Annotated in this window: 21 protein-coding genes and 2 tRNA genes; 8 read left to right on the top strand and 15 right to left on the bottom strand. The window is 53.5% G+C overall.

The annotated features are described in order from the left end of the window. Window positions 1-303: 303 nt before the first annotated feature. The gene (locus tag REIFOR_RS05355; RefSeq protein ID WP_100256578.1) at window positions 304-786 is read left to right on the top strand and encodes a hypothetical protein; all 483 of its coding nucleotides are present in this window, start codon (window positions 304-306) and stop codon (window positions 784-786) included. Between the two features lie 85 nt (window positions 787-871). On the opposite strand, the gene REIFOR_RS05350 is transcribed toward REIFOR_RS05355, so the two are convergent. From REIFOR_RS05350 to grxD, 6 genes are all read right to left on the bottom strand, one after another. Beyond that, window positions 872-2,602 carry a hypothetical protein gene (locus tag REIFOR_RS05350; protein WP_100256577.1) on the bottom strand — a complete coding sequence of 577 codons (1,731 nt, stop codon included), beginning with the start codon at window positions 2,600-2,602 and terminating at the stop codon, window positions 872-874. Window positions 2,603-3,100: 498 nt separating this feature from the next. Further along, window positions 3,101-4,444, bottom strand: coding sequence for a glycosyl hydrolase (locus tag REIFOR_RS05345; RefSeq protein WP_100256576.1), 1,344 nt, complete (start codon window positions 4,442-4,444; stop codon window positions 3,101-3,103). Window positions 4,445-4,704: 260 nt separating this feature from the next. Continuing rightward, entirely contained in the window at window positions 4,705-5,256 is a 552-nt protein-coding gene (locus REIFOR_RS05340) for a YqgE/AlgH family protein (protein WP_100258706.1), read from the bottom strand. Window positions 5,257-5,277: 21 nt separating this feature from the next. After that, window positions 5,278-6,471, bottom strand: coding sequence for an MFS transporter (locus REIFOR_RS05335; RefSeq protein WP_100256575.1), 1,194 nt, complete (start codon window positions 6,469-6,471; stop codon window positions 5,278-5,280). Further along, entirely contained in the window at window positions 6,468-7,229 is a 762-nt protein-coding gene (locus tag REIFOR_RS05330) for a HesA/MoeB/ThiF family protein (RefSeq protein ID WP_100256574.1), read from the bottom strand. Before REIFOR_RS05330 ends, REIFOR_RS05335 begins: the two co-directional genes overlap by 4 nt. A gap of 140 nt (window positions 7,230-7,369) precedes the next feature. Then, window positions 7,370-7,696: a Grx4 family monothiol glutaredoxin gene (grxD, locus tag REIFOR_RS05325; RefSeq protein ID WP_100256573.1), complete on the bottom strand. Its 327-nt coding sequence runs from the start codon at window positions 7,694-7,696 to the stop codon at window positions 7,370-7,372. A gap of 265 nt (window positions 7,697-7,961) precedes the next feature. Here grxD and argF point away from each other — a divergent pair, with 265 nt between their 5' ends. Beyond that, on the top strand, window positions 7,962-8,873 hold the full coding sequence (gene argF, locus REIFOR_RS05320; RefSeq protein ID WP_100256572.1) for an ornithine carbamoyltransferase: 912 nt from the start codon (window positions 7,962-7,964) through the stop codon (window positions 8,871-8,873). A gap of 47 nt (window positions 8,874-8,920) precedes the next feature. On the opposite strand, the gene REIFOR_RS05315 is transcribed toward argF, so the two are convergent. Both REIFOR_RS05315 and msrB read right to left on the bottom strand, forming a co-directional pair. After that, entirely contained in the window at window positions 8,921-9,589 is a 669-nt protein-coding gene (locus REIFOR_RS05315; RefSeq protein WP_100256571.1) for a DNA-3-methyladenine glycosylase I, read from the bottom strand. Continuing rightward, window positions 9,586-9,987 (bottom strand): peptide-methionine (R)-S-oxide reductase MsrB, encoded by a 402-nt coding sequence (msrB, locus tag REIFOR_RS05310; protein ID WP_100256570.1) that lies wholly within the window; start codon window positions 9,985-9,987, stop codon window positions 9,586-9,588. The genes REIFOR_RS05315 and msrB overlap by 4 nt, the downstream gene beginning before the upstream one ends. A 189-nt stretch (window positions 9,988-10,176) precedes the next feature. On the opposite strand from msrB, the gene REIFOR_RS05305 reads away from it, so the two are divergent. After that, window positions 10,177-11,394, top strand: a complete 1,218-nt coding sequence (locus REIFOR_RS05305; RefSeq protein ID WP_100256569.1) for a pyridoxal phosphate-dependent aminotransferase — start codon at window positions 10,177-10,179, stop codon at window positions 11,392-11,394. Between the two features lie 110 nt (window positions 11,395-11,504). Here the strand turns inward: REIFOR_RS05305 and REIFOR_RS05300 are convergent, their stop codons facing one another. The 3 genes from REIFOR_RS05300 to REIFOR_RS05290 form a co-directional block, all read right to left on the bottom strand. Continuing rightward, window positions 11,505-12,647: a 4-phosphoerythronate dehydrogenase gene (locus tag REIFOR_RS05300; RefSeq protein WP_100256568.1), complete on the bottom strand. Its 1,143-nt coding sequence runs from the start codon at window positions 12,645-12,647 to the stop codon at window positions 11,505-11,507. A gap of 3 nt (window positions 12,648-12,650) precedes the next feature. Beyond that, window positions 12,651-14,162: an ATP-dependent RNA helicase RhlB gene (rhlB, locus tag REIFOR_RS05295; protein WP_100256567.1), complete on the bottom strand. Its 1,512-nt coding sequence runs from the start codon at window positions 14,160-14,162 to the stop codon at window positions 12,651-12,653. Window positions 14,163-14,519: 357 nt separating this feature from the next. After that, window positions 14,520-15,407 (bottom strand): NAD(P)-dependent oxidoreductase, encoded by an 888-nt coding sequence (locus REIFOR_RS05290; protein WP_100256566.1) that lies wholly within the window; start codon window positions 15,405-15,407, stop codon window positions 14,520-14,522. 240 nt (window positions 15,408-15,647) lie between these two features. Here REIFOR_RS05290 and REIFOR_RS17160 point away from each other — a divergent pair, with 240 nt between their 5' ends. After that, window positions 15,648-16,172 carry a YkvA family protein gene (locus REIFOR_RS17160; protein WP_405124669.1) on the top strand — a complete coding sequence of 175 codons (525 nt, stop codon included), beginning with the start codon at window positions 15,648-15,650 and terminating at the stop codon, window positions 16,170-16,172. A 167-nt stretch (window positions 16,173-16,339) separates the two neighbouring features. After that, window positions 16,340-17,770: an MATE family efflux transporter gene (locus tag REIFOR_RS05280; protein WP_227003768.1), complete on the top strand. Its 1,431-nt coding sequence runs from the start codon at window positions 16,340-16,342 to the stop codon at window positions 17,768-17,770. 35 nt (window positions 17,771-17,805) lie between these two features. On the opposite strand, the gene tusA is transcribed toward REIFOR_RS05280, so the two are convergent. The 4 genes from tusA to REIFOR_RS05260 all read right to left on the bottom strand — a co-directional run bounded on the left by tusA (window position 17,806) and on the right by REIFOR_RS05260 (window position 20,846). Beyond that, on the bottom strand, window positions 17,806-18,051 hold the full coding sequence (tusA, locus tag REIFOR_RS05275; RefSeq protein WP_100256564.1) for a sulfurtransferase TusA: 246 nt from the start codon (window positions 18,049-18,051) through the stop codon (window positions 17,806-17,808). After that, complete coding sequence (gene rlmM / locus REIFOR_RS05270) at window positions 18,048-19,121, bottom strand: 23S rRNA (cytidine(2498)-2'-O)-methyltransferase RlmM (protein WP_100256563.1); 1,074 nt, start codon at window positions 19,119-19,121, stop codon at window positions 18,048-18,050. The genes tusA and rlmM overlap by 4 nt, the downstream gene beginning before the upstream one ends. A gap of 2 nt (window positions 19,122-19,123) precedes the next feature. After that, window positions 19,124-20,104 (bottom strand): YheT family hydrolase, encoded by a 981-nt coding sequence (locus tag REIFOR_RS05265; RefSeq protein ID WP_100256562.1) that lies wholly within the window; start codon window positions 20,102-20,104, stop codon window positions 19,124-19,126. 202 nt (window positions 20,105-20,306) lie between these two features. Continuing rightward, window positions 20,307-20,846 carry an energy transducer TonB gene (locus REIFOR_RS05260; protein WP_100256561.1) on the bottom strand — a complete coding sequence of 180 codons (540 nt, stop codon included), beginning with the start codon at window positions 20,844-20,846 and terminating at the stop codon, window positions 20,307-20,309. A 321-nt stretch (window positions 20,847-21,167) separates the two neighbouring features. Here REIFOR_RS05260 and REIFOR_RS05255 point away from each other — a divergent pair. The 3 genes from REIFOR_RS05255 (at window position 21,168) to REIFOR_RS05245 (ending at window position 22,653) form a co-directional block, all read left to right on the top strand. After that, a tRNA-Asn gene (locus REIFOR_RS05255) sits at window positions 21,168-21,243 on the top strand. 45 nt (window positions 21,244-21,288) lie between these two features. Continuing rightward, window positions 21,289-21,364, top strand: a tRNA-Asn gene (locus tag REIFOR_RS05250). A gap of 98 nt (window positions 21,365-21,462) precedes the next feature. Beyond that, window positions 21,463-22,653, top strand: a complete 1,191-nt coding sequence (locus REIFOR_RS05245) for an MFS transporter (RefSeq protein WP_100256560.1) — start codon at window positions 21,463-21,465, stop codon at window positions 22,651-22,653. The last annotated feature ends 155 nt before the right edge of the window (window positions 22,654-22,808 follow it).

Raw genomic sequence — 22,808 nt, 5'->3', positions numbered from 1 at the left:
ACGAAGAAACGCTACGGTACAGGCCGCGGCGGGTGCTGTCGAGGCCTATGCCGGAAGCATTAAACAGCCCGCTGACTGGGCCCTGCCGGGCGTTACCTCCAGCCGGTTATATTCGACCAATGGACCCTTCGCGCGCGCTTAGGCTAGGTTTGAAAAACTTCTTCGCAGCAAATTGACCTTAATCCAATGTCCTCCTACGCTTCACCTAGGCCATAAAAGAGGCTCAAGGTAAAAGCCTATCAGCGCCTACTGCCGGAACACGCCGCTAAGTCTATATAACTCAAGAGGATCGAACGGATAGCTATGTCAAATTTAGCCTTACGGCCCGAGATTAGGATTGATAGTCGTACCGTTGCAGCGGCGCAGGCTGCCGAAGCCGGCACCTATTCGATACATTGGTTCGACCAACGAGATCGGGCCAAAAGGATAGAGCATTATGTCGACCTGACTCTCTTGAAGATTGACTACATCGACCTACTGGTACCCCTACAAGAGCAGCTCAACGAACACCTATTGGCTCATCCTCAGGTGGCCTGTGAATGCCGGACCCTCAGGCAGAAGATAGCCGAAAACAGCTATAAATTTGATATCAATCGGTTCGATACCGCCGGTAAGCTAACGACGCGAAGCGCTTGCATTGAAGATACCCAAGGGCTTCGAATTACCGAAACGACCTTTACCGCTGATGGCGCTTTTGTCGTGCGGTCCAATTACCACTATGCGCCCAACATGACCTTGGTATCGGTCCAGCACTATGACAGTTTCGGCAATGTCGTTTCATCCTAACCGGCAACAAACCACCCGATTGAATCGGGTGGCTTGGGTTTAATAGGACGCCCTACTGCGTGAAACAGGCCCAAAGTGCGACGGATCAGGGATAGAGTTGATAAATTAGGGCTCCGTTCTGATTGCGTTTAAAGACATTGGTCTTACCACACTGGGCAAAGTGATTGTTCGACACGTAAGGTGTGTTGGCTTGCTGGATATCACCTTCCCATCCAAGACCATCACCATTGTAGGATTTCAATTCAAACCAATGTTGGCCCAGTTCGTCGACCACTGCAACACCGTTGCAATAGACCTCGGCATCCAACAGCCAGTAATTATCACCCCAAAGATTCAGCGGAGTATAGCCATAGCCGTCGTCGATAATCGTTTTGCCAAAGTCGGCATCGTTGGTTGTCCAGATCATCGGGCTGCCAATCACTTCGCCCTGTTGGTCCTCAGCGCCGTGCCAGTCGAGGTACCAATCGTTGCTGCGCGCTGGATCGTCCCGTCCCAGTCGATGGCGCATCGGAATGGCGCAGTCCCACTTGGCTGCCTCACTGGCGCCACAGTCGACCCCTCGAACAGTTTGGGAATAGCCCCAGTCAATGCCGCCGCGCAAAAAGGTCGGCTCATCATCGGGATTTTCGGCCTGAATAAAGACTAACGTTCGCGCGGCGGGAAAGGGTCCAAAACTGAGTTTCTCGACCTGATAGGCATGACTGTCATCATAGAAGCTCACCCGATAATAACCGGGTCCGCCCAAGATTTTAATATCGCCACCGTCGGGTTCGGCAATGCCCTGCCAGTTGCGACCGTCATTATCAGAATCGCCGTAGTTCCACAGCCAGGGATTATCGACCGGATCGATATCGAACTTAAACCGCTCGCTTGGAGAGTGGCCGCTGAATTCAATGGTGTTTTGCCAGTAAGAGTCGCCTGCGTAATTGGTGAATTTCTGCATGGACTGATAGCCGCTCTCGACATTCCAGTCGTTGTGGGTGCCGCGAAGATAGACTGCGGGAAAGTCGGGTATGCCCAGACGATAATTCTGGGCATAATTATTGTCTACCGCCACCGGTCCGCCAAAATCATATTTAACAAAGTACTTTAGATCGTCGGCATTTGCTGGCAAGCCAAGAATTGAAAAGCGCCACAATTCACCGCCCTGGACACCTGGATTGGTGAAGCGGCTTAACGGGTGAGACCCAGTGGTATCGATAAATTCAGCAGAGACCTGCGCCGTAGTTTGCCAGTCGTCCAGGGAGTAAACCAAGGTGACGGTCTTCAGGGGTGCCAAATTTTGCAGTAGGATACGACCGCCGGACAGATCACAACGATCCATCTGGGTATCGCAACGAATCTCGCCCTTATCGTTAATCAACACCTGATAATTGGGTGCGAGCATATAGCCATCGTTCATCCCCAAGTGGAAATTTTGTTGCTGGTTATTGTCCCAAAATATTTGGTCGTTGGCCTCTACCCGCACGGCAAAGTTCAGGTCGGTTGCGGTAATTTCATCGCAGCGCCAACTGTCGACTACGGTGCATAGGGTCATCGACGCTTGCCAAACCTCCCGGCCGTCGCCGGCCACACCGAGATAGTTAGCCAGCAAGTCGCGCCACTGCCCGTCGTGCGCCTGATAATAAAGGTTAACGGTCTTATTCGGTGCGAGGTTGTCGACCTTGATAACAAAGCGCGCTTCCTGACCACCTAAACCACGATAGGAATAGACTCGACTCATGGCACTGACCAAGTTCACTTCGGCGTCGGCCCAGGCCATCGATGTCGAGAACAGGCCGGTTAAAAAAGCCAAGATTAAAAGAAAATTTTTCATGCTAACACCCCCAAGGCGTCAATGATGGGTGACACGTCAGGGACCATTTATCACTACGGGGATTGCCAAACCTTCCGTCAGCTTGCAAGGCTACTATTTAACAATCAACAAACCATAACGGCCCTCTAGTCCAGTTAATGTTGCTGTTGCCCAGCTGCGGCGAACGGACTTCAGAGCATGGGCCTTAGGGTTAGGCACACACAAACTCCGCCTATCCTTTGCCTAGCGTCTATTCACGTTCGCCTAAAGCTCGGCGCACAGACGTCAACTCGACAACCTAGGACGGCACCCTGCTGACTCAGGGCCGTCCCGATTCATTACCGTTTGACGTCAGCAAGCATATTAGGCGCCCGACACAGGGGCCACAACGGGCAAAAATAGCCTAATATGAAGCCTGTTGGATTTCAGGGCGCTGACCAACGAGACCTCATTGGTGGCATGGCGCGGTTAGGACAGGGTGAGGTCTGTCCACTCGCCCGGCGTTAATGAGTGCGTTGGTCAATAAGCCAACTCACCGAGGTTGACCGTCCAAGGATCGTTGTAGAGACTCCAGGCATTGGCATTGGCCGTCGGGCTCCAGGCATCATTCCAGGGTATGAAGTATGATGTCTTAGGGAAGTTACTGTGTAGGGCATTGATAAATTGTTCGAAATCATACTTTCCGTGCGCGTCAAAAACAGCCTGGCTCGGCCCGATCTCAGCAAACACAAAGGGCTTGTTCACCTCTGACAGCTCGTCATATCCGCGTTGCACCTTGGCATCCCAAATGCTCAGGTTATAGGCATCTAGGCCGACCACATCGACATAGTCATCCCCCGGATAAAAGCTCATCTTATAGTCGCGATTGGCATCGGGTGAGTAGACCCAGATGAGGTTATTTAAACCTCTATCCTGGGTAAAGTAATGGTACATTTCGATCCATAATCTTTTATAGAGCGCATGACGCACAGCATCATTAGTGTTGTAGCCGCTTGCGCCCCACCAGAACCATTCACCCGTCATTTCGTGCAAGGGCCGATAGATGACCGTGACGCCAGAATTCTGCAGGTCCTCTAGACCATCGGCAACCTTGTTCAGTATTTGAAACCATCGCTTACGAATATCATGACCCTGTTGAAATATTTTCGCATACTGCCAATTAGCGATAGGGTTCTTTAACCCACCGCCATTGGTGGGAATCGGGCTCGGCAAGTGGTTGCTGATTTGCACCAATCCGCCTTGATTGTTAAATAAATTTTTCAGCGTCGCGTTGCAGTCATAGTTAATCAGATCGGCGACCCGGTTGGCACGATCCCAGCCTCGGGCATAATCGCAAGCGTAAATCGCCGGTCGTTGACCGGTCCACGCCTTAATCTTATCGGACTCTGCCAGGCTAAAGGCACTGCCACCGGATATACCCGAATAACCGCCAAATGCGCCAGAAAGAACGCGATTGGTACTCTTGTTGGGGAGGTTTTGCAGGTAGCGATAAATATCCTGTGTGGTTTGGTTGGCAGACCCGTTGGCCAGTCCACTGGCAGCCCCGCTGCTGTTGGCTGAGCAGGTGGTGTTATCTTCCCAGCCCCAGCCGTCACCGTCCGGATCGGCCGATTGTGCGCTGCAACTGTGATGCATCACACATACATTGGCATCTTGCCAGCCCCAGCCATCACCGTCAGGATCGGCCGAAGCGTTGCTGCAGTCGGGGTAGCGGAAGCAGGATTGGTTGTTTTGCCAACCATAGCCGGTGCCGTCTAAGGCGGTTCCATTGCTGCAGTCGGGGTAGGATTGAGCGTTTGCGGTTGCGCCGAGGGCGCATGAAACTAGCAGGGTCGCCTGGATAATGCTTCTAAATACGTCCATGTTTCACCTAATATTTTATAGAAAAAATTAATTATCCTTAATAATAACGGATACATATCACACTGATTGCGATTAATAATGGCAATTCATTGCGCGTAACCGGAGGATAGAACGGTTGCTCGTGCACAGGCAGCGAGCAAAGCCATCAACCTATCCTTCCGGTTATTAGGATCAAACGATAACAAGCTGTCTGGATGTTAAAAGAAGGATTTAGCGGGTAATGGAGAACTATAGATTTGGGACTATATTGCGGGTAACGCCTAGGCTTGGCCGCCGTGGCCGGACAGGGCTGCGATATCGATGCCGAGTAGGGTCAGAGCCCGTTGGTATTTGCTCGCGTCCTCGGCGGCAAAAATAATATCGTTGTCCGCGGCGACCGTCAGCCAAGCATTCTGTTTGAGTTCTTCCTCCAATTGGCCTTCGGACCAACCGGAGTAACCTAGGCAAAAAATATAATCGCTCGGTCCTTCTCCTTGGGCCAGAGCTTGCAGTATATCCGTACTGGTCGTGAGACCCAGATTGCCGTTATCCACTGAACCCTGCCAGACTCGTTCCGACAGTCGATGCAAGACGAAGCCCTGTTCGGAACTCACCGGTCCGCCAAGATGCACACCATGTTCGCCGGTGAGCGCATCGACCGGGCTAATGCTTGCAGACTCGCAAATTTCGGCCAGACGATAGGAGCTAGGGCGATTGATAATAACCCCCATGGCGCCCTGCGCATCGTGCTGCAGAATATAGCTGACGGTGCCAGCAAACTCCGGATCGGCCATCGAGGGCATCGCGATTAAAAAATGATGACTCAAATTCATATCGGTCACAAACTTACTCCTTTAAATAGCTTCGCCGGGCAATGGTCGAATTCGCGTTCGGGTTGTCTCGTAACCCGGTTGCGGCAGGTTGGGTATCCATTGGCTGCAGATCAGCGAAACCAGGGCCAGACCGGCACCCACGTAAAATACCAACTCCGGGGATACTAACCAGACCAGGCCCAACATGGCCGGCAAGGCCACGGCAGCTATATGGTTGATGGTGAATGACACACCGGCACTGGAGGCCATATCCTTAGGGTCGGCTATCTTTTGAAAATAGGTTTTGATGGCAATGGCCATAGCGAAAAACAAATGGTCGACAATATACAGGCTCGCGGCGAACCAAGGATTTTCGACCAGCGCATAGCCGCAAAACACCAGCGTCAAACCGAGGTATTCTAAGGTTAGGGCCTTGCGCTCGCCAATCCGACCGATCCAGGCACCGATTTTACGCGCAAAAAACATATTGAAAAAATAATTTATTAGCAGCAGCAGGGCAATCTGCCCGGCACTGTAACCAAATTTCTCCACCATCAGGAAGCCGGCAAAAACCACAAAGATTTGCCGACGTGCCCCGCTCAAAAAAGTAAGCAGATAAAAGAGCCAATAGCGTTTGCGCAGTACCAAATGTTTATTCTGGGGCGTCTTGGCGGGGAACAAGGGGAATCGCAACGCCATATAGAGCACAAGAATTAACGTTAGTCCGCCAAACAGACCATAAACATAGCGATACGGCAAGGCAAAATAGTCGATGCTCAGCCAGATACCGCCAAAGGCGGCTACAGCGGCCACAGCCTTAACCGACAGGGCCCGACCCATAAATTCGGCGGCCCGTTCCTTGGGCAACCATTGCAGGGTGAGCGATTGATTGAGGGTTTCCAAATAATGGAAGCCAATCGACATCAGCACCGTGGTCAAATAGAGCCCGAGCGTGGACGGAAAAAACCCGGTCAGGAACACACCGATGGCGAGCGTAAATAGAGCCATTACGGCAAAGCGCTGCTCGTGGATATACCAGAGAATGAACACAGCCGTGAAGGCGAGAAAACCAGGCACCTCACGCAGGCTCTGCAAAACGCCAATTTCCTTACCGGTAAATTGGGCCATCTCGATGGTGAAGTTATTGAGTAGGGCCATCCAGGCCGAAAACGCGATAGGCATGGCAAAGGCAATCAATAACAAGAAGTTTTCGCGTTGGTTCTGATCCGAATTCATACCGGGGTCTCGTTACAGCTTGGGCAATCGATTGCCCGGGCGTGGTTAAAGGTTTGCCAATCCATCTCGCGAGCGTCCCAGCTCAACAGCCTGCCAAACAACGGGCGACCAAGGTTGAGGAGGATTTTTATGGTCTCCAACGCCATAATAGAGCCGATGGTACCCACGACCGGCCCTAGTACGCCGGCACTGGCGCAGCTCAGGTGCTCATCTTGGCCTTTGGGATAAAGGCATTCAAAACAGGGGCTGGCCTGGCGGGCAAAGTCAAAACTGCTCACCTGACCGCTGGTACCGATGGCAGCCCCGCTTATCAGGGGGATCTGCTCGCGTTGACAAAAGGCATTAACCAGATAACGACTGGCAAAGTTATCGGTCCCGATAACCACTAGATCGACATTCGCGAGCATTGCGGCGCAATTGACCGCGGTTAGGCGCTCAGCGTAGGCGGTTACTTGAACCTCCGGGTTGAGGCGATGAATATAATCCTCGGCGCTGGTGACCTTGGCGACTCCGAGCTGAGTCGTATCATGGATAATTTGCCGCTGCAGGTTGGTTACCTCAACAAGATCGTCGTCAACCAAGGATAGCTGACCGATACCGGCGGCGGCCAAATATTGAACCACCGGGCTGCCGAGGCCGCCGACGCCGATTACCGCGACATGACTGGCCAATAGGCGGGCCTGTCCGGCGACGTCGACCTCGGGCAAGAGTATGTTGCGGGCATAACGTAACAGCTGGTCATCGCTTAGGCTTATCATAGAGGCTTTACACCACCGTTCGGAATGAACCGACCGCCATAGCGTCGGCTGTTATGGGCGACAAAAACTAAAAAACCCTTTGCAGACTGCTCGGCAAAGGGTTTGCTTAATCAATCTATTGAGCGGGTCAGGACCTGCCTTTACTCGGCAGGGGCCGACGACGCTTTGATCAAAGTCTCAAGTTCGCCGCTTTCGGACATTTCGGTCACTATATCGCACCCGCCAATTAATTCGCCCTTGACCCACAACTGAGGAAAGGTCGGCCAGTTGGCAAACTTCGGCAACTCAGCCCGAATATCGGGATGCTGCAAAATGTCGATATAGGCAAATCGTTCACCGCAAGACATGACAGCTTGCACCGTTTTAGCCGAAAAACCGCACATTGGCTGGTTAGGATTGCCCTTCATATAGAGAAGCACTGCATTGCTACTAATTTGTTCTTTGATGTTTTCTAAGGTGTCGCTCATATAACCTACCAATCTAGTCAGATATCTGCGCCCCATTGTACCGATTTAAGTTCAGACCACCAGCCCTGCCCTAACGGTTATCGACAAATAGGCCTCAGGTCGATTTGGCCACGAAACACTCTCCAGGCCACGCGATTCTGAGGGCAGCCCCGGTGTTGCGGATACTGCCAGCCAGTGTCGCCAAAATCGCAGCAAACCAGCATTGATGCGGCTCAAAAGCCATGATAGCCTATTGGATTACCCGCTCATACTGGAGCCAGCTACCATGTCAGTCCGTCACTTCCTCACCCTAAATGATTTAAGTCAGAGCGAAGCGCTGCAAATCATCGCACGCGCCTCTGAATTGAAACAGATGCATAAGAACCGGACTGTCTATGAGCCTCTTAAGGGCCGGGTGTTGGCGATGATTTTCGAAAAATCGTCAACTCGCACTCGAGTGTCATTTGAAGCCGGCATGAATCAACTGGGCGGCACGGCCATTTTCCTGTCGCCGCGCGACACCCAGTTGGGTCGGGGCGAACCGATTGAAGACAGCGCGCGCGTTCTGTCCGAAATGGTCGATGCGGTCATGGTGCGGACCTTTGAACACTCTAAGATCGCCACCTTTGCGCAATACAGCTCGGTGCCGGTGATCAATGCCCTGACCGACGATTACCATCCCTGTCAGTTGCTCGCCGATATGCAAGCCTATATAGAGGCACGAGGCTCTATTGCGGGCAAAACCGTAACCTGGATTGGCGACGGCAATAATATGTGCAACAGCTACATTAACGCGGCGATGTTGTTTGATTTTAAGCTCAACATAGCATGCCCGGAGGGTTACGAGCCGATGGCGGCCTTGCTTGCCCAAGCCGGTCAGCGCGTCACCCTGTATCGCTCCGCCGGTGAGGCGTGCCGAGGTGCCCACCTGGTTACCACCGATGTTTGGGCCAGCATGGGCCAGGAAGAAGAAACCAAACTCAGACGCCAAGCCTTCGCCGATTATCAGGTGTCCCCTGCCCTGCTCGACACGGCCGATGCCGAGGCGATATTTCTACACTGCCTGCCGGCTCACCGCGGTGAAGAGGTAAGTGAAGATATGCTCGATGACCCGCGCTCTAGGGTGTTTGAACAGGCCGGCAATCGACTGCATGCGCAGAAGGCCTTGCTGGAATTTTTGCTCTTAAACAACGCCTAACGGCGACGCGTTCAACATGGCCAGCTCTTAGCCGAGCGATTGGCCCCTTAGGGGCCAATCGACATCGCGAGCACCGTGCTGACCGCTGACAGAGGTAAACCGGACTGTTCCTGCAGGTCGTTAAAGTATGCCTGCACTCGGTGCAAATCACGTAACCCGGTCGGCTTGGCTGACACCACGCCCTCGTTCACTAAAACCCGAACCACATCGTTGCTCAGCACGAAGGTGTCTTTGCCAAACATTCGCAGCACCCGAGCGCCGCCATCGCCACCGAGAAAAGCGCCGCGCTTCTTGAACAGTAGCCATAAACTGACTATATCGTCACTCGGCCATTGCGCAATAAAGTCTCCGAAGGAGCCGAACTCACGACTGATGTCGCTGACCATCTGGGCATTGATGGGTATGGTTTTCATCTTGCGCCAGTGACGAATCAACGCTGCGTTTAGCATCAGTTGCTCAAAACGGGCGTCATCGATTAATTGACAGGCGCGCGGATCGAAGCCCCAAAAGTGTTCCTCGAAGGCCGGCCAGCGGCTATCAACCACCGAATGGCGCATACCGGCGCGAAACACTCGTTGGCTGATGGCACTCAAATAGCGATCGTCAGTGACGCTACGCAGCTCTGCGGCAGTGCGCAAACGCGGAAATCGAGCGCGAATATGCGCCTCGTTTTGGTAATGGTTGAGTGCTTGGTGCCAGTAATCTTCGAAGGTCATAGCGTCTCTTTCGCCAAATCCAATGAGGCCGAGTTAATGCAGTAGCGCAAACCACTGGGCTCGGGACCGTCATCAAACAGGTGCCCCAGGTGCGCATCGCACTGGGCGCATACTACTTCGGTGCGGACCATGCCATGGCTGATATCGCGTTTCTCGAGCACGGCAGCCTTATCAACTGACGCGTAAAAACTCGGCCAGCCACAGCCTGCGTCAAACTTGGTCTCTGAACTAAAGAGAGGCGTTTTACAACAGATACAGCGGTAGCTGCCGGCACTGGTTTCATCCCAATAAATACCGGTGAACGGTCGTTCGGTGTGGGCCTGCCGGGTTACTCGAAATTGCTCGTCGGTTAGACTTTGCTGCCATTGCTCCGGCGTTTTGATTATTTTGTCGGTCACTGAACATCTCCCATAGGATTTAAATCACCGAGTCTTTATACTCGGGGGGAGACTATCTGGATTGGGCTCAGGTGCCAATTGTTTTCCCTTTCTGGCATCGACCTATCCGGTCGGGAGTCCACTGCAATCGAGGTTCGCTGTGCGGACCGGACAACCGATACACCGATCAACCCTGGCGAAGAGTAATCTATGAAGGAAATTAAAAAATCGGACAAGCTGGCGAATATCTTCTATGAAATTCGTGGCCCAGTTCTCGATGAAGCCTCCCGCATGGAAGACGAGGGCCAGCGCATTCTTAAGTTGAATATCGGCAACCCGAAGCCGTTTGGCTTTGATGCGCCCGATGAGATCATTCAGGATGTGATCAAAAATCTGCCGCATTCTGAGGGTTACTCTGAGTCAAAGGGCATCTATTCGGCCCGTAAAGCCGTTATGCAATATTATCAGCAACAGCGGGTTCACAATGTTGAGGTCGATGACGTCTATTTGGGTAACGGTGCCAGTGAATTGATTCACCTAGCCTGTACCGCGATCGTTAACACCGGCGATGAGGTGCTCGTACCAGCACCCGATTACCCGCTCTGGACCGGCGCTGTGACCCTAGGCGGCGGCAAGGCGGTGCACTATCGCTGTGACGAACAGGCCGACTGGTTTCCCGATATAGAGGATATCAAAGCCAAGATTAACAGCCGCACCCGGGCTATCGTGGTGATCAACCCGAACAACCCAACCGGAGCGGTCTACTCCAAGGCCCTATTACTTGAGATCGTTGAACTGGCTCGCCAACACGACCTGATCATTCTGGCCGACGAAATCTATGACAAGATTCTCTATGATGGCGCCGTGCACCATTGCCTCGCCGCGCTCTCGCATGATGTCCTGACGCTGACCTTCAATGGCCTGTCAAAGGCCTATCGTTTGTGTGGTTGGCGCTCCGGCTGGATGCTGATCTCCGGACCCAAACACATGGCCAAGGATCTTATCCAAGGCTTCAATATGCTTTCCAGCATGCGTTTATGCCCTAATGTTCCGGCGCAATACGCCATCCAGACCTCACTCGGGGGTTATCAAACAATCAACGACTTGACCGCGCCCGGTGGCCGAATGTATGAACAGCGCAATCAATCGGTTGCTGCGATCAATGCCATTCCTGGCTTATCGGTGGTCAACCCTAAGGGCGCGCTCTATCTCTTTGTGAAAATGGACAAACGCAAATTTGGTTTGTCCAATGACGAACAGATGGCCTTAGATCTGTTACGCCAGGAAAAAATTCTGGTGGTGCACGGGCGCGGTTTTAACTATCCCGATGTCGATCACTTCCGTATGGTATTTTTGCCGCCGAAAGACGTATTGATGGAAGCGACCGAACGTATGGCGCGTTTTTTCAGTGCCTATCGCCAAGACTGAGCCCTGCTTAATTTGCCTGTTAGCACAGGTCTCAATGATCTGACCTAAACAGTGCCGTGCACACGGCAGCAAGACTGGAAGGCCAGGGCACTTCGCTGCAAAGGCGGGGCTCAAATGAAGTCGTTAAAGCCCAAGCAGACGAGCCAATCCCGCAACTGCGGCGGTGCCTGGGCAATGGGTACCGAGGCCAGCTCGCGCCGAGTCGGATACGCCTTACGTAAGCGATCAAACATCTGCCCATCAAGGTGATCGTTCACGACAGAACAGGCCATGGTCACGCTATCGCGTGCCGGGTCATATACCGCCAAAACCAATGCGCTGGCCCACTGCCGGATATCCTCATGATAGTAGAGATCGGCATTTAGGGGCGCCACCGGCGGTCTGGGCACCTCGTCGGACAGACTCAAACCGGCCCACTGGGCTAGCTGATGGGCGATCATCGCGGTCCCATTTGCCCGCCCCTCCAGGCTGTAACCGGCTACGTGCGGCGATGCAAGGGCGACCTCAGAAAGCAGGCTTTGCGCCACTTGGGGTTCGTTCGGCCAGACATCGAGGACAGCGTTGAGCTGACCCGCAGACAACCGCTCCAATAAGGCGTCTTCGACTACTACGGGCCCGCGTCCGGCATTGATCAGCCAAGCACCCGGCCGCATCTGAGCCAACAGGGCTTGGTCGAACAGCTGGTGTGTCGGATTCGGGCCCGAGCGGGTATGGGGGGTATGCAGACAAACAATATCGCACGCCGCGAGCAGTTCGGGCAATTCCAGATGGTCAGGCAGCAGGCCCTGTTGGTGCTTGGCCGGGTCGCAGACCCGCACCGAAACACCCAGTTGGCGCAAACGGTCGACCACCACGCTGCCGACATTGCCAACACCCACCACACCGATGGTGTGTTGCCACCAGCAGAGCTCACGGTCCAGATGCAAACGAGACAATATGCTCAGCAACCAATCGGCAACCGATTGAGCGTTACAGCCTGGAGCAAAGGCAAAGGGGATCTGGTGTTGGTGCAGATAGTCGAGATCGATATGGTCGGTGCCGATGGTGGCACTGCCGACAAAACGGATGGGGGTATTCTGGAGCAGGGCTTGGTTGACCTGGGTGACCGAGCGCACTAACAGTACGTCGGCCCCGAGCAGGTCGGCCGAACCTAGCGTTCGGCCTGCTTGACGGACAATGGTTTGCACCCTACCCGCCAGCCAGGCCTCGACATTGGGCATATTTTCATCTGCCACAATACGCAAGGTCGGCATAGTTTAGCTCTTTGGCGCGTCGGCTTCGATGGCAACATTGCCAATGTTATCACCGTCAAAGTCATCTTCGTCATCCGGATCATTGAAGTCGACATCGACGGTAATTTCCGGGCCCGCCTCAGTCTGATCAACATTCACCGCAGTTACTTCACCAACCGGCTTGTGACTGTCGTCGTCTTCATCGTCTAGGTCTTCAACCTTGGTCTGCACCGGCGTGACACTTGGCGAATCTTCTTCAAGCGCGCTGTCGACGTTGCTATCTACCTCAACGGCGGCGTCAACAATCTCATCCGTGCGCAGATGTTCTGGCAGCATTTCGACATCGATTTTAGCCTTGACGTACTCTTCGATGGCTGGAATCAGAAACGAATCGTCTTCACAGGCAAAGCTGATCGATACGCCCTTCTTACCGGCACGACCGGTGCGGCCAATGCGGTGTACGTAGTCTTCGGCATCTTCCGGCAGAGTGTAGTTAATCACGTGCGACACGCCATCGATATGAATGCCACGACCAGCAACATCGGTTGCGACCAGGACTTCGAACTTACCTTCTTTAAAGCCGTCCAGGGTGCGTATCCGCTTATTCTGCGGGACATCACCGGACAATACTTCACACTCGATACCGTCTTTCTTAAGATTTTCAGACAGATCGCGCACTATATCTTTGCGATTGGCGAAGACCAACACTCGGTCGGCTTCCGGGCGGCGTAAAATGCGCCGTAACACCTGGTATTTCTCATCGGCGGAAATAATATAGACATGCTGCTCTACATCATCAGAGGTCTTGGTTAAGGGTTCAACTTCAACCTGCACCGGCTCATTAGTCCAACGTTCAGCCAGGTTCAAAATATCCTGGGAGAAGGTGGCCGAAAACATCAGCGTCTGACGATTCTCAGTGCGCGGTGTGGCCCGAACAATGGTCTTAATATCGGGGATAAAACCCATGTCCAACATACGGTCGGCTTCATCGATCACCAGCAACTCGATCTGATCTAAGAACACCAGCTTTCGGTTCATGAAATCGATCAACCGACCGGGCGTGGCTACCATGATATCGACACGCTGTTCAGCCAACTGCTTCTGCTGCTTCTCGAAATCCATTCCACCGACCACAGCAACAACTTTCAGTCGGCTGTATTTGGTCAGCTGCTGGGCGTCTTCTGCTATTTGCAGGGCCAGCTCGCGGGTTGGCGCTAAAATCAAGGCACGGGGCTCACCCAGATATTGCTCTTCCAGACGGTGCTCCAATAAGTCAGTAATGGCCGTGATCAGGAAGGCGGCGGTCTTGCCCGTTCCCGTCTGGGCTTTACCGATGCAATCAAAACCGGCCAAAGCGTAAGGCAGGGTCATGGCTTGGATTGGACTACAGTATTGGTAACCCACTTCTTGGATTGCCCGCATCAGGGCGATGGGTAAAAAGAGGTCATGAAATCTTACTTTTCCGGCAGCTTCTTCAACTTTAAATTGAGCAATGTGCCATCTTGGACGACGGTAACGTTTATTTTGGTTTGTCACAGAATCACATATTCTCTATTACGGGTTAAGGCACGCGGCCTCCAAACCCTGGTTTCATTATGTAACCAGACACGTCTGGTACTTTTCTGGGGCTCTGGCTTAAAGAACTTCAGAGCAATGGTCGGCTGCCGGATGTCGGTTTGATTCGGACACCTCGGCTGCCGAGCCATGATCAGGGGATTGTAGCTCATTTTTTAACGTATCACGACAGCAGATTTTGGCCGACCACAAACACTCCTAATGAGTGTCCGCTTGAGCACCGGGGCGGCACGCCAACTATAATCCCGAGCCGGTGCATGACTATCGCCACACATCATCCCAACGAGCGATCGCATACCGTCCAATGGCGCTTATTGCTTAGCTTTCGGACGGTTTAACCAGTCGACTCAACAGGGCTGAGGTATCACAGCGATTCTGGCCATCAGCCTGCAGCTCTTGGTAAAAGCCCTGAACCTGAGCGGCCACGGGTAAGGCCAAACCTTTACTACCAGCCTCATCGAGACAGTACCCTAAGTCCTTGACCATCCAATCAATGGCAAAGCCAAAATCATACTCGCCGCGCGCCATCGTTAGGGCCCGATTTTCCAGCTGCCAACTTTGCGCGGCACCACCGGCCAAGACCTTTTGCACCGTGCCGATATCGAGGCCGGATGCTAGGGCCAAGGCCAGACCTTCGGACAGACCTTGCAGAATCCCGGCGATGCAGAGCTGATTGACCATCTTGCACAGCTGTCCGCTCCCGGCCGGACCGAGTAACTGCCAACCCTTACCGTAGGTGCCAAAGATCGGAAGCGCAGCCACAAAAGCACTCTCTGTGCCACCGGCCATAATCGACAGCTGGCCATTGACGGCACCGGCTTGCCCCCCGGACACGGGCGCATCTAGGAACTGGCCACCCAGTTCGGCCACCGCCTGACTCAATTCGCGCGCCAAATCCGCCGAGGTGGTGGTGTGGTCGATAACCAGGGTCCCCGGCTGGATAACCGCTAAGATTCCCTCTTCACCATAGAAAACAGACCGGACATCCTCATCATTGCCAACGCATACCAGCACAATGTCGGCGCCTGCGGCGGCCAAACCGGGTGTGCTCTGGCGCTCGCCACGATAGGTCTGCTGCCAGAGTTCGGCTTTGGCAGGGCTGCGGTTATAAACCGTTACCGAAAATTCAGCCTTAGACAGGTGACCGGCCATGGGAAAGCCCATAACGCCCAGGCCAATAAAGGCGATTTTTGTGTGCTTTGGCATATTGTTTATTCCTCGATTCGACCCATACAAGATACATCAGCCTAGGGTCGTTGTAAGCCGTCGGATAGTTTTAAGACCCGCATTATTTTGCCAATCGATCTAATTGGCTAAGTGTTTTGGTTTTATTGCTCAATCAACCCGAACCACCGCATGTCCTCGGCGGTTTGGGGCCAGGCACGGATAATGCTTAGACTGATAAGTGGCAGTCAACTGCTAGGCATAACCAAAATGGAGATCAAAATGAAAGACAGGTTAAACGAGGAAAATATCAAAGCCCAATTCGATAAAGTCAAACACAAGGCGGAGGCCATGATGGACAATCCGGAGCAACTCAAAAAAGTCGCCGAAAGCGCATGGGAAAAAACCTTAGGCCTCAAAAGGCCCTTAGAGGAGGTTTGGGAACAGTTAAAGCTGATGATTAGCCTGGTAAAAGAATGGCTCGCCGGCAACTACAAAGAGGTACCGACCGCCAGCATCGTCGCAATTATTGCAGGCTTAATTTACTTGCTGTCGCCAATCGACCTTATTCCAGACTTCATCCCAGTGCTGGGCTATCTGGACGATATCTTTGTGCTTGGTGTGGTCTTTACCCAGGTCGCCAAAGATCTCCAGGCCTTTGCTCGCTGGCAGGCCACCGAGTCGGAATCGGCACAAAACACGCCGACCGACAGCCCGATCGAGCCCCCCGCTGACGCCCAACCGGATGCCAGCGAAGCGTCCGACATTAAGCCGGACCCCATGCCAGACGAAGCCAAGGACCGTTAAGGGCATGCCCAGGAGGTCGGAGTCGTTCGGGCTTTGGCTTCCAAAGGCCAATTAAAAACAGTCTTTGTACCCGATTTCGCAAAGTCATGACTCATTAATGAAAGCCCCGACGAGTTTATTTGCTAAGATGCCTCTCCCTCTATGGTTGGCGCCAAGCCAATAGGCCTATGAACCTGGATATTATCGATGAAAACCATCAGCCCATAGGCAAGGCGAATGAACCGCTCGGGGTTCGGATAAAACGCGAATGGCTCACCCTGACGATACTGGGCGCGCCGATCCTAATTGGCCAGTTAGCGCAGATCAGCAACGGCGTGGTCGATACCATCATGGCGGGACATGCCAGTGCCGATGACCTGACCGGCGTGGCCATTGGCAACAGCCTGTGGCTGCCGATCATGCTCTTCATGATCGGTTTACTAAATGCCACTCAGCCGATTATTTCAGGCTATCGGGGCGCCAACCAACCCCATAAAATCATGCCGGTGACCTGGAACGCGGCCTATATTTCGCTCGGCGCGGCCCTGATTGCCATACTACTACTGACCAATGTCGAGCCGGTGCTGGCGCTGATCCAGATGGGCGATAACTCAGCCCGGATCACCACCGGCTATTTAAAGGCCTTCGCCCTTGGCATTCCGGCCATCTTGCTGTTGCTGTCGCTGCGCGGCTTGACCGATGGCCTTGGACACACCAAAATATTCATGGCGTTTTCGATCCTAACCGTGTTGATAAACGCGCCACTGAATTATGTGCTTATTTACGGCAAACTGGGCATGCCGGCCCTGGGCGGCATCGGGTGCGGGTGGGCGACGGCCATCGCCCAGTGGGCCAGCCTGTTGCTGCTGCTAGCGTATCTTAACGTCGCGCCGGCCTTTGAGAATTTTCACCTCTGGCAAGCCCGAATGGCACCAAGCCTGGCCATTATCCGACAAATACTCGGCCTAGGCATACCGATCGGCTTCACGATATTTGTCGAAGCCACCATGTTTTCGTTGGTTGCACTATTGCTGGCCCCCCTGGGCACGGATGTCGTAGCAGGCCATCAAATTGCGCTCAATGTCGTGAGCATCTTTTTTATGGTGCCGATGAGTATCGGACTGGCAATCACCCTACGCATTTCTTTTTTGATCGGTGCCGAACAGCCCAAGACCGCTCGTTTGGTCGCGCGCAGTACAATCATCATGGTTACGGCAATTTCTTTTTGCTTTGCGGCCCTGATGTACAGCTTCGCCAGGCCGATCGCGAGCCTTTACAGCACGGAGGTCGACGTGCTGTTGATGGCCGAACTGTTGCTAGGCTATGGCGCAATGTTCCAGATCGCCGATGTCTTACAGGTGGTATGCATCAGTGGCTTGCGCGGCTATAAGGACACCCGTATCCCGATGTACATTATGCTGTCATCGTTTTGGGGTATCGGTATCCCCTTGGGCTATATTTTGGCATTTCGCGATTGGCTGGTACCCGCTATGGGCGCGCCTGGCTTTTGGATAGGGCTAATAGCGGGGCTATCTCATGCGGCGTTTTGGTTATTGATCCGACTTTTCTTGATCAGCCGTCACCCGCCAACCCCTATTACCGACCGGCTCAAGGCCTAGACTGGAGACTTGTCTGCTCGGCTGACTGGCGGCGCCTAAGGGCGTTCGCCCTTCTCAATCCAAAACCGATAGTCATCGTCCTGATTGAGCGAGGCAATTAGGCGATGTGGCAGGAATTCACAAAATTGCGGTACATCCCGCAAGGTGGCTGGGTCGGTGGCCAATAAAGCCACCACCTCCCCTACCTGCATCTTGCGCAGCTGCCGATGCAGCATCATCACCGGCTCGGGGCAACGTAAACCGCGGGTGTCGAGTTCACAATCGGCATGCTGTTCGGTCATCCGTTTTGATTCCTTAGATCCAACATAACGGTAATTTCCTCTCGGTCATGATACAGCTGGCGCGCTTTAAAAACCGCTTTAGGGTGATTTTCGGCGATCAGGCTGTCGAGCTGAGCCTTAATTTCCTGCCACTCATGAAAGCGTTTTTTCATCGGTAATTTAAGATTAAAGATGGCATATTTGGCATGCCGTCCATCCAACCAATCGTACATCAGCCGAGCCACTCGGGCCGGCTTTTCGACCATATCACAGACCAACCAGTCGACCATCTTAAACGGCTTCCACGTAAAGCCGTCGGCCAGCACATGCTCAACCAGGCCTGAGGCCATTAGGGTTTTGTCCATCGAGCCGTTATCGACGGCGTAGACATAGAGCTCCTGCTTAACCAATTGCCAGGTCCAGCCGCCCGGCGCAGCGCCCAGATCGACCCCGGTACGGCAATCAGCCAAGAGCGCTCGCCATTCCGGGCCGAGAAAGGCCGCAAAGGCCTCCTCAAGCTTGAGGGTGCTGCGACTCGGAGCGGCACTGGGGAATCTGAGTCGGGCGATGCCCATGGGCCAGGGTGCGCGCAAACGCGGCTCATCGAGACCAACCAGGACCTGGGCGGAATCTTTAAAGAATAGCCGTAGTGTCGGCAAGCTCGGGTCTTCTTTTTTGCTCAACAGCCCCTGGTTGCGCAAGGCCTGTCGAACCGGGTGGACAAACTTGCCGGCAAAGCGGGAGGTCGAGTGAAAATCGTCACCCTCAGCGTATTCACACGATACATTGCCAAACAGGCGCACACCCGTCTCGCTGACCAGACTGGTGACCGCTTGCTGAATCGGCCCCAAGCGATCGCTCGGATCCAGATCCTCTAAACGATGATGGATGGGCCAGGCTTCACGACAAAAGACCGACTTCTGCCAGAGCGGGTAAACCTCTGCGGCGTTTTCAGTTTCGAAGATTACAAAGCCGGAATTAATCAGCAGATTAGACCAGCCGAAATAACCCTTTTCGCCGGCCATGTAGGTGATTTCCGCCAGACATTCTTTTTCGAAACCCGGTCGGCAATAAAGCAGTAATGCAGTCATGATCAAGTTCGCTCCAAAAGATAGTTGGCAAATACCAGGGCCCGTTTTTCAGACCACAGCTCGCTATTAAGTTTCCACCGTACAAAACCGACGTGGCCACCACTGGTCGGAATTTCCATAAACAACTGACTCGACCGGACACCTAAATGACAGTCAAAACAGTTGCGGCCTAAAAAGGGATCATCGGCCGCATTGATGATCAGGGTCGGCCGCCGTAGGTCGGGCAAGGCGTTGCGACTGGAGCACTGCGCCCAATAATCCTGCGCGCCGGTGAAACCATGCAAGGGGCCGGTATAACGGTCGTCAAAATCACGGAAGTTTTTAATGTCGGCAAAATTGGCACTGGATATTTGTTCGGGGAAGCGTTCCGCCTTGGCACTGATTTTGACCTTGAGATCGCGCAGGAATCGTTGCATGTAGAGGCGTTGCGCCGGTTGCGCCAGTCGCCCGGCGCAGCTGGCCAAATCAAGCGGCACGCTGAAACCGACACCCCCGATCACCTCATCCGGCAGATCCGGCTCAGCAAGAGCCAGTACCGTCTGGTTACCACCCATACTAAAGCCGGTTAAAAATATTTTCTCAGCCTGTTGATGATTCAGCAGTTCCATCATAACAGCCTTTAGATCATCGATGGCGCCGCTGTGATAGAAGCGCGGTAACCGGTTCGGCTCGCCGCCACAACCGCGGAAATTCCAGGCCAGCACCTGCCAGCCCGCGGCGTGAAAGGCGCGTGCCATGCCCTGCATATAGGGCCGACGACTGGACCCTTCCAAACCATGACTGAGAATGACCCAAGGGGCCGACGAGGCCGGTTGCCGGAGCATATCTAACAAGAGAAAATCGCCATCGGCCAATTCCAAGCGACTGCGCTCAAAAGGCACCGTTACCTGACGCAAGAGGGTTGGCAGGATAGATTGAACATGTCCATTGGACAACCCAAAGCTGGGTGAATAGGAGGGGAAGTCGTATAACGCCTGTGTCATTGCTGCGAGCCCAAACCTGATAAAACGGCGGGCATAATAACGGTTTGGGTCGGAAAATACAGGTCAAAGCTGATATTTAACTGCACCGGCAGCCATTCTTAGGCCGAGGATTTAAGCAGACCATAGCCAATTAAGACAAAAACCATCAACACTAGGGTGCCCATCCGCACCTGCTGGCACCTTCTACAGGGTTTTCGGGCCATTAGTGGGAAGCCTTCTTAGGCATATAGCGCACACTCAGTGCGTCAAAGAAACTTTCTTTCAATTGCGATATTTCTTTTTTTACGTCATCAAGCAGATGGATTTCTTCACCACTAAGCTGTTGCTTTTCGGCGTAGATTTGACGCCGAAGCATGACTATTTTCGCCCCATAGATGCGTAATGACCGTTCGAGCCGTTTCTCACCGAGCAATAACAGCGTGCTTTCGGCTTCGGTTAAGGCATGAAACACCGACGCCAATTCGTCACCAACGCGGGCCAGCTCATCACGGCGCGGCTTCGGCCAATGTTGACCGTAGCGCGTAAATTCGGTCGCTAGGGCCAAATACTGTTGATAGACGTAGTGCACCCGACCAACATTGCCGGCCACTAATTCGAACAGTTCTCGACGCCGACGGATTTCGGCTTCAGCACGACTGTCCAAAGACTGATGACGGCGCAAATAATAAAGAAAGGCCAGGCCACTGAGCAACATGCCCGCCGCAATCTTCACACCCGCATCGATTATTTCTAGGGTGACCATACTGTACTCCTTCGGATTTTTGACGCTTTAGGTCGATTCAGAGACTATCAGCAATAATGATGCCTGATTCGGCAATAATGATGCCTAATTAGGCGAAAGCCAAATTAAAGCTTTACGGCGCGCCTGCTAAAGCCGGCCTTAAAGCCAGCCGAAGAAAAATGCATCAGACCCACCTGGTGACAGAATAACCAGCACGGAGTGCTTTGTGTGCAAATGGCGCCAAAACCGGATCTAATTTATCTAAATCGGGAAAAACCTAAAAAAAACAATCCCTTAGCTATTGACTCCTACTGCGCTGACATTAGAATACGTCCCCGTTGTTCCTCGATAGCTCAGTTGGTAGAGCAGTAGACTGTTAATCTATTGGTCGCTGGTTCGAGTCCAGCTCGAGGAGCCAACCTAATTTTGTCATCGCGTCCAACAACGTGATTATACCGACTTTTCCTCGATAGCTCAGTTGGTAGAGCAGTAGACTGTTAATCTATTGGTCGCTGGTTCGAGTCCAGCTCGAGGAGCCATATAGTAAGGCGTACCCTAGGGTACGCCTTTTTTTTTGCCGTCAGAACGCCGAGCTCACCCGTGTCGGGCCAGCCCGTCGATCCTCAGAGGGGCCGATATGTTTGGATTAGGGCGCAACAGCTGGTTATTGGTATTGGTTCAACCGTTCGCGCTGGCCATCTCATCGGCCATTGTTCTCAGCAGTGGTTTTGTCGGCAAGGCTCTCGCGCCATCGCCGCAATGGGCGACTCTGCCGATCAGCCTAATGGTTGTCGGTCTCACCATCGGCGCTATACCGGCGGCATTGTTGATGCAGCGCTTTGGCCGTAAGCCGGTTTTTCTCGCGGCGATGTTACTCTCCAGCCTGTGCTCTGTACTGGCAGCTTGGGCCATCAGCCACAGTCAGTTTGCGGTGTTCTTGCTGGCCATCACCGGCATTGGCTCGACACTCGCGGTGGTCCAGCAGTTCCGTTTCGCCGCCATCGAAGGCGCCAGCCACCCCAGCCTGGCTGGCCGCGCGGTATCGATTCTGATGCTCGGTAGCGTGTTTGCCGCGCTGATCGGCACTGAGACCGTCACCCTGGGCCAGACACTATTGCCCGCCGACTATGCCGGCTCCTATGCCCTGTTGTCCGTCTCGACCCTGATTGCCTTTGCCCTCTTACTCTTTTTTAAGGCGGATCCAAAAATTGCCCCAGCGCAATCCAGCGCAACCGAAGGGCCAATCCGTAACATCCTCAACCGGCCAACCCTGATGATCGCAATTTCGGCCGCGTGCGTTGGCTACAGCGTCATGGCCTTTGTCATGACCGCGACCCCATTGGCCATGCACGAGGTGCACCTGCACAGCTTAGCAAGCACCAAGTGGGTGATCCAGAGCCATATAATGGCCATGTATCTGCCATCGCTGATCACCGGTGAACTGATTCGCCGCTTTGGCAGCCTTAAGATTATCTATGCCGGGCTGTTAGCCTTTCTCTTGACCACCGTGGTCGCCTTTGCCGGCGCCGATGTCCTGCACTATTGGTGGGCTCTCGTGCTCCTGGGTTTGGGCTGGAACTTCCTGTTTATCGGCGGCACCACCCTGCTAGCGCAGAGTTATCTGGCGCATGAGAAATTCAAGATCCAGGCGATCAATGATTTTTCAATCTTTGTGTTGCAAGCAACCGCTTCGCTTGCTGCCGGAGCCATCCTGTTCGCTCAGGGCTGGAGCGCGATCATCATCATCGCTCTGGTCCCGACGGTTCTGATGATGCTGGCTCTCGGCGTTTATCTAGTGCGCAGAAAATATCACCCAGCGCTTGACTAAGCGCCTTGTCAGAGCAATGCAGAGACCGCTATAGATACCGTCAGACTGGCGCTTATATGGGCCGTTCAGACGAACGCGGGGCAAAAAAAAACCCCGCAAGCGGGGTTTCTTTCAGTTGGGTGCAGCCGAACAGACCTACACCCGGCGCAACTTAA

The organism is Reinekea forsetii (assembly GCF_002795845.1).
Lineage (GTDB): Bacteria > Pseudomonadota > Gammaproteobacteria > Pseudomonadales > Natronospirillaceae > Reinekea > Reinekea forsetii.
The sequence above is the reverse complement of the archived record's forward strand: the minus strand, read 5'-3'. Positions and strand labels throughout refer to the sequence as shown.

What these genes read in the sequence shown, in the direction of transcription:
- tusA (WP_100256564.1), bottom strand. Translation starts at nt 18,051, where the DNA reads ATGACCGAACAGCATGCCGATTGTGAACTCGACACCCGCGGTTTACGT.
- REIFOR_RS05345 (WP_100256576.1), bottom strand. Translation starts at nt 4,444, where the DNA reads ATGGACGTATTTAGAAGCATTATCCAGGCGACCCTGCTAGTTTCATGC.
- REIFOR_RS17160 (WP_405124669.1), top strand. Translation starts at nt 15,648, where the DNA reads ATGAAAGACAGGTTAAACGAGGAAAATATCAAAGCCCAATTCGATAAA.
- REIFOR_RS05340 (WP_100258706.1), bottom strand. Translation starts at nt 5,256, where the DNA reads ATGAATTTGAGTCATCATTTTTTAATCGCGATGCCCTCGATGGCCGAT.
- REIFOR_RS05265 (WP_100256562.1), bottom strand. Translation starts at nt 20,104, where the DNA reads ATGACACAGGCGTTATACGACTTCCCCTCCTATTCACCCAGCTTTGGG.
- REIFOR_RS05305 (WP_100256569.1), top strand. Translation starts at nt 10,177, where the DNA reads ATGAAGGAAATTAAAAAATCGGACAAGCTGGCGAATATCTTCTATGAA.
- REIFOR_RS05335 (WP_100256575.1), bottom strand. Translation starts at nt 6,471, where the DNA reads ATGAATTCGGATCAGAACCAACGCGAAAACTTCTTGTTATTGATTGCC.
- grxD (WP_100256573.1), bottom strand. Translation starts at nt 7,696, where the DNA reads ATGAGCGACACCTTAGAAAACATCAAAGAACAAATTAGTAGCAATGCA.
- REIFOR_RS05245 (WP_100256560.1), top strand. Translation starts at nt 21,463, where the DNA reads ATGTTTGGATTAGGGCGCAACAGCTGGTTATTGGTATTGGTTCAACCG.
- rlmM (WP_100256563.1), bottom strand. Translation starts at nt 19,121, where the DNA reads ATGACTGCATTACTGCTTTATTGCCGACCGGGTTTCGAAAAAGAATGT.
- REIFOR_RS05280 (WP_227003768.1), top strand. Translation starts at nt 16,340, where the DNA reads ATGAACCTGGATATTATCGATGAAAACCATCAGCCCATAGGCAAGGCG.
- REIFOR_RS05300 (WP_100256568.1), bottom strand. Translation starts at nt 12,647, where the DNA reads ATGCCGACCTTGCGTATTGTGGCAGATGAAAATATGCCCAATGTCGAG.
- REIFOR_RS05260 (WP_100256561.1), bottom strand. Translation starts at nt 20,846, where the DNA reads ATGGTCACCCTAGAAATAATCGATGCGGGTGTGAAGATTGCGGCGGGC.
- REIFOR_RS05290 (WP_100256566.1), bottom strand. Translation starts at nt 15,407, where the DNA reads ATGCCAAAGCACACAAAAATCGCCTTTATTGGCCTGGGCGTTATGGGC.
- REIFOR_RS05315 (WP_100256571.1), bottom strand. Translation starts at nt 9,589, where the DNA reads ATGACCTTCGAAGATTACTGGCACCAAGCACTCAACCATTACCAAAAC.
- REIFOR_RS05355 (WP_100256578.1), top strand. Translation starts at nt 304, where the DNA reads ATGTCAAATTTAGCCTTACGGCCCGAGATTAGGATTGATAGTCGTACC.
- REIFOR_RS05330 (WP_100256574.1), bottom strand. Translation starts at nt 7,229, where the DNA reads ATGATAAGCCTAAGCGATGACCAGCTGTTACGTTATGCCCGCAACATA.
- argF (WP_100256572.1), top strand. Translation starts at nt 7,962, where the DNA reads ATGTCAGTCCGTCACTTCCTCACCCTAAATGATTTAAGTCAGAGCGAA.
- REIFOR_RS05350 (WP_100256577.1), bottom strand. Translation starts at nt 2,602, where the DNA reads ATGAAAAATTTTCTTTTAATCTTGGCTTTTTTAACCGGCCTGTTCTCG.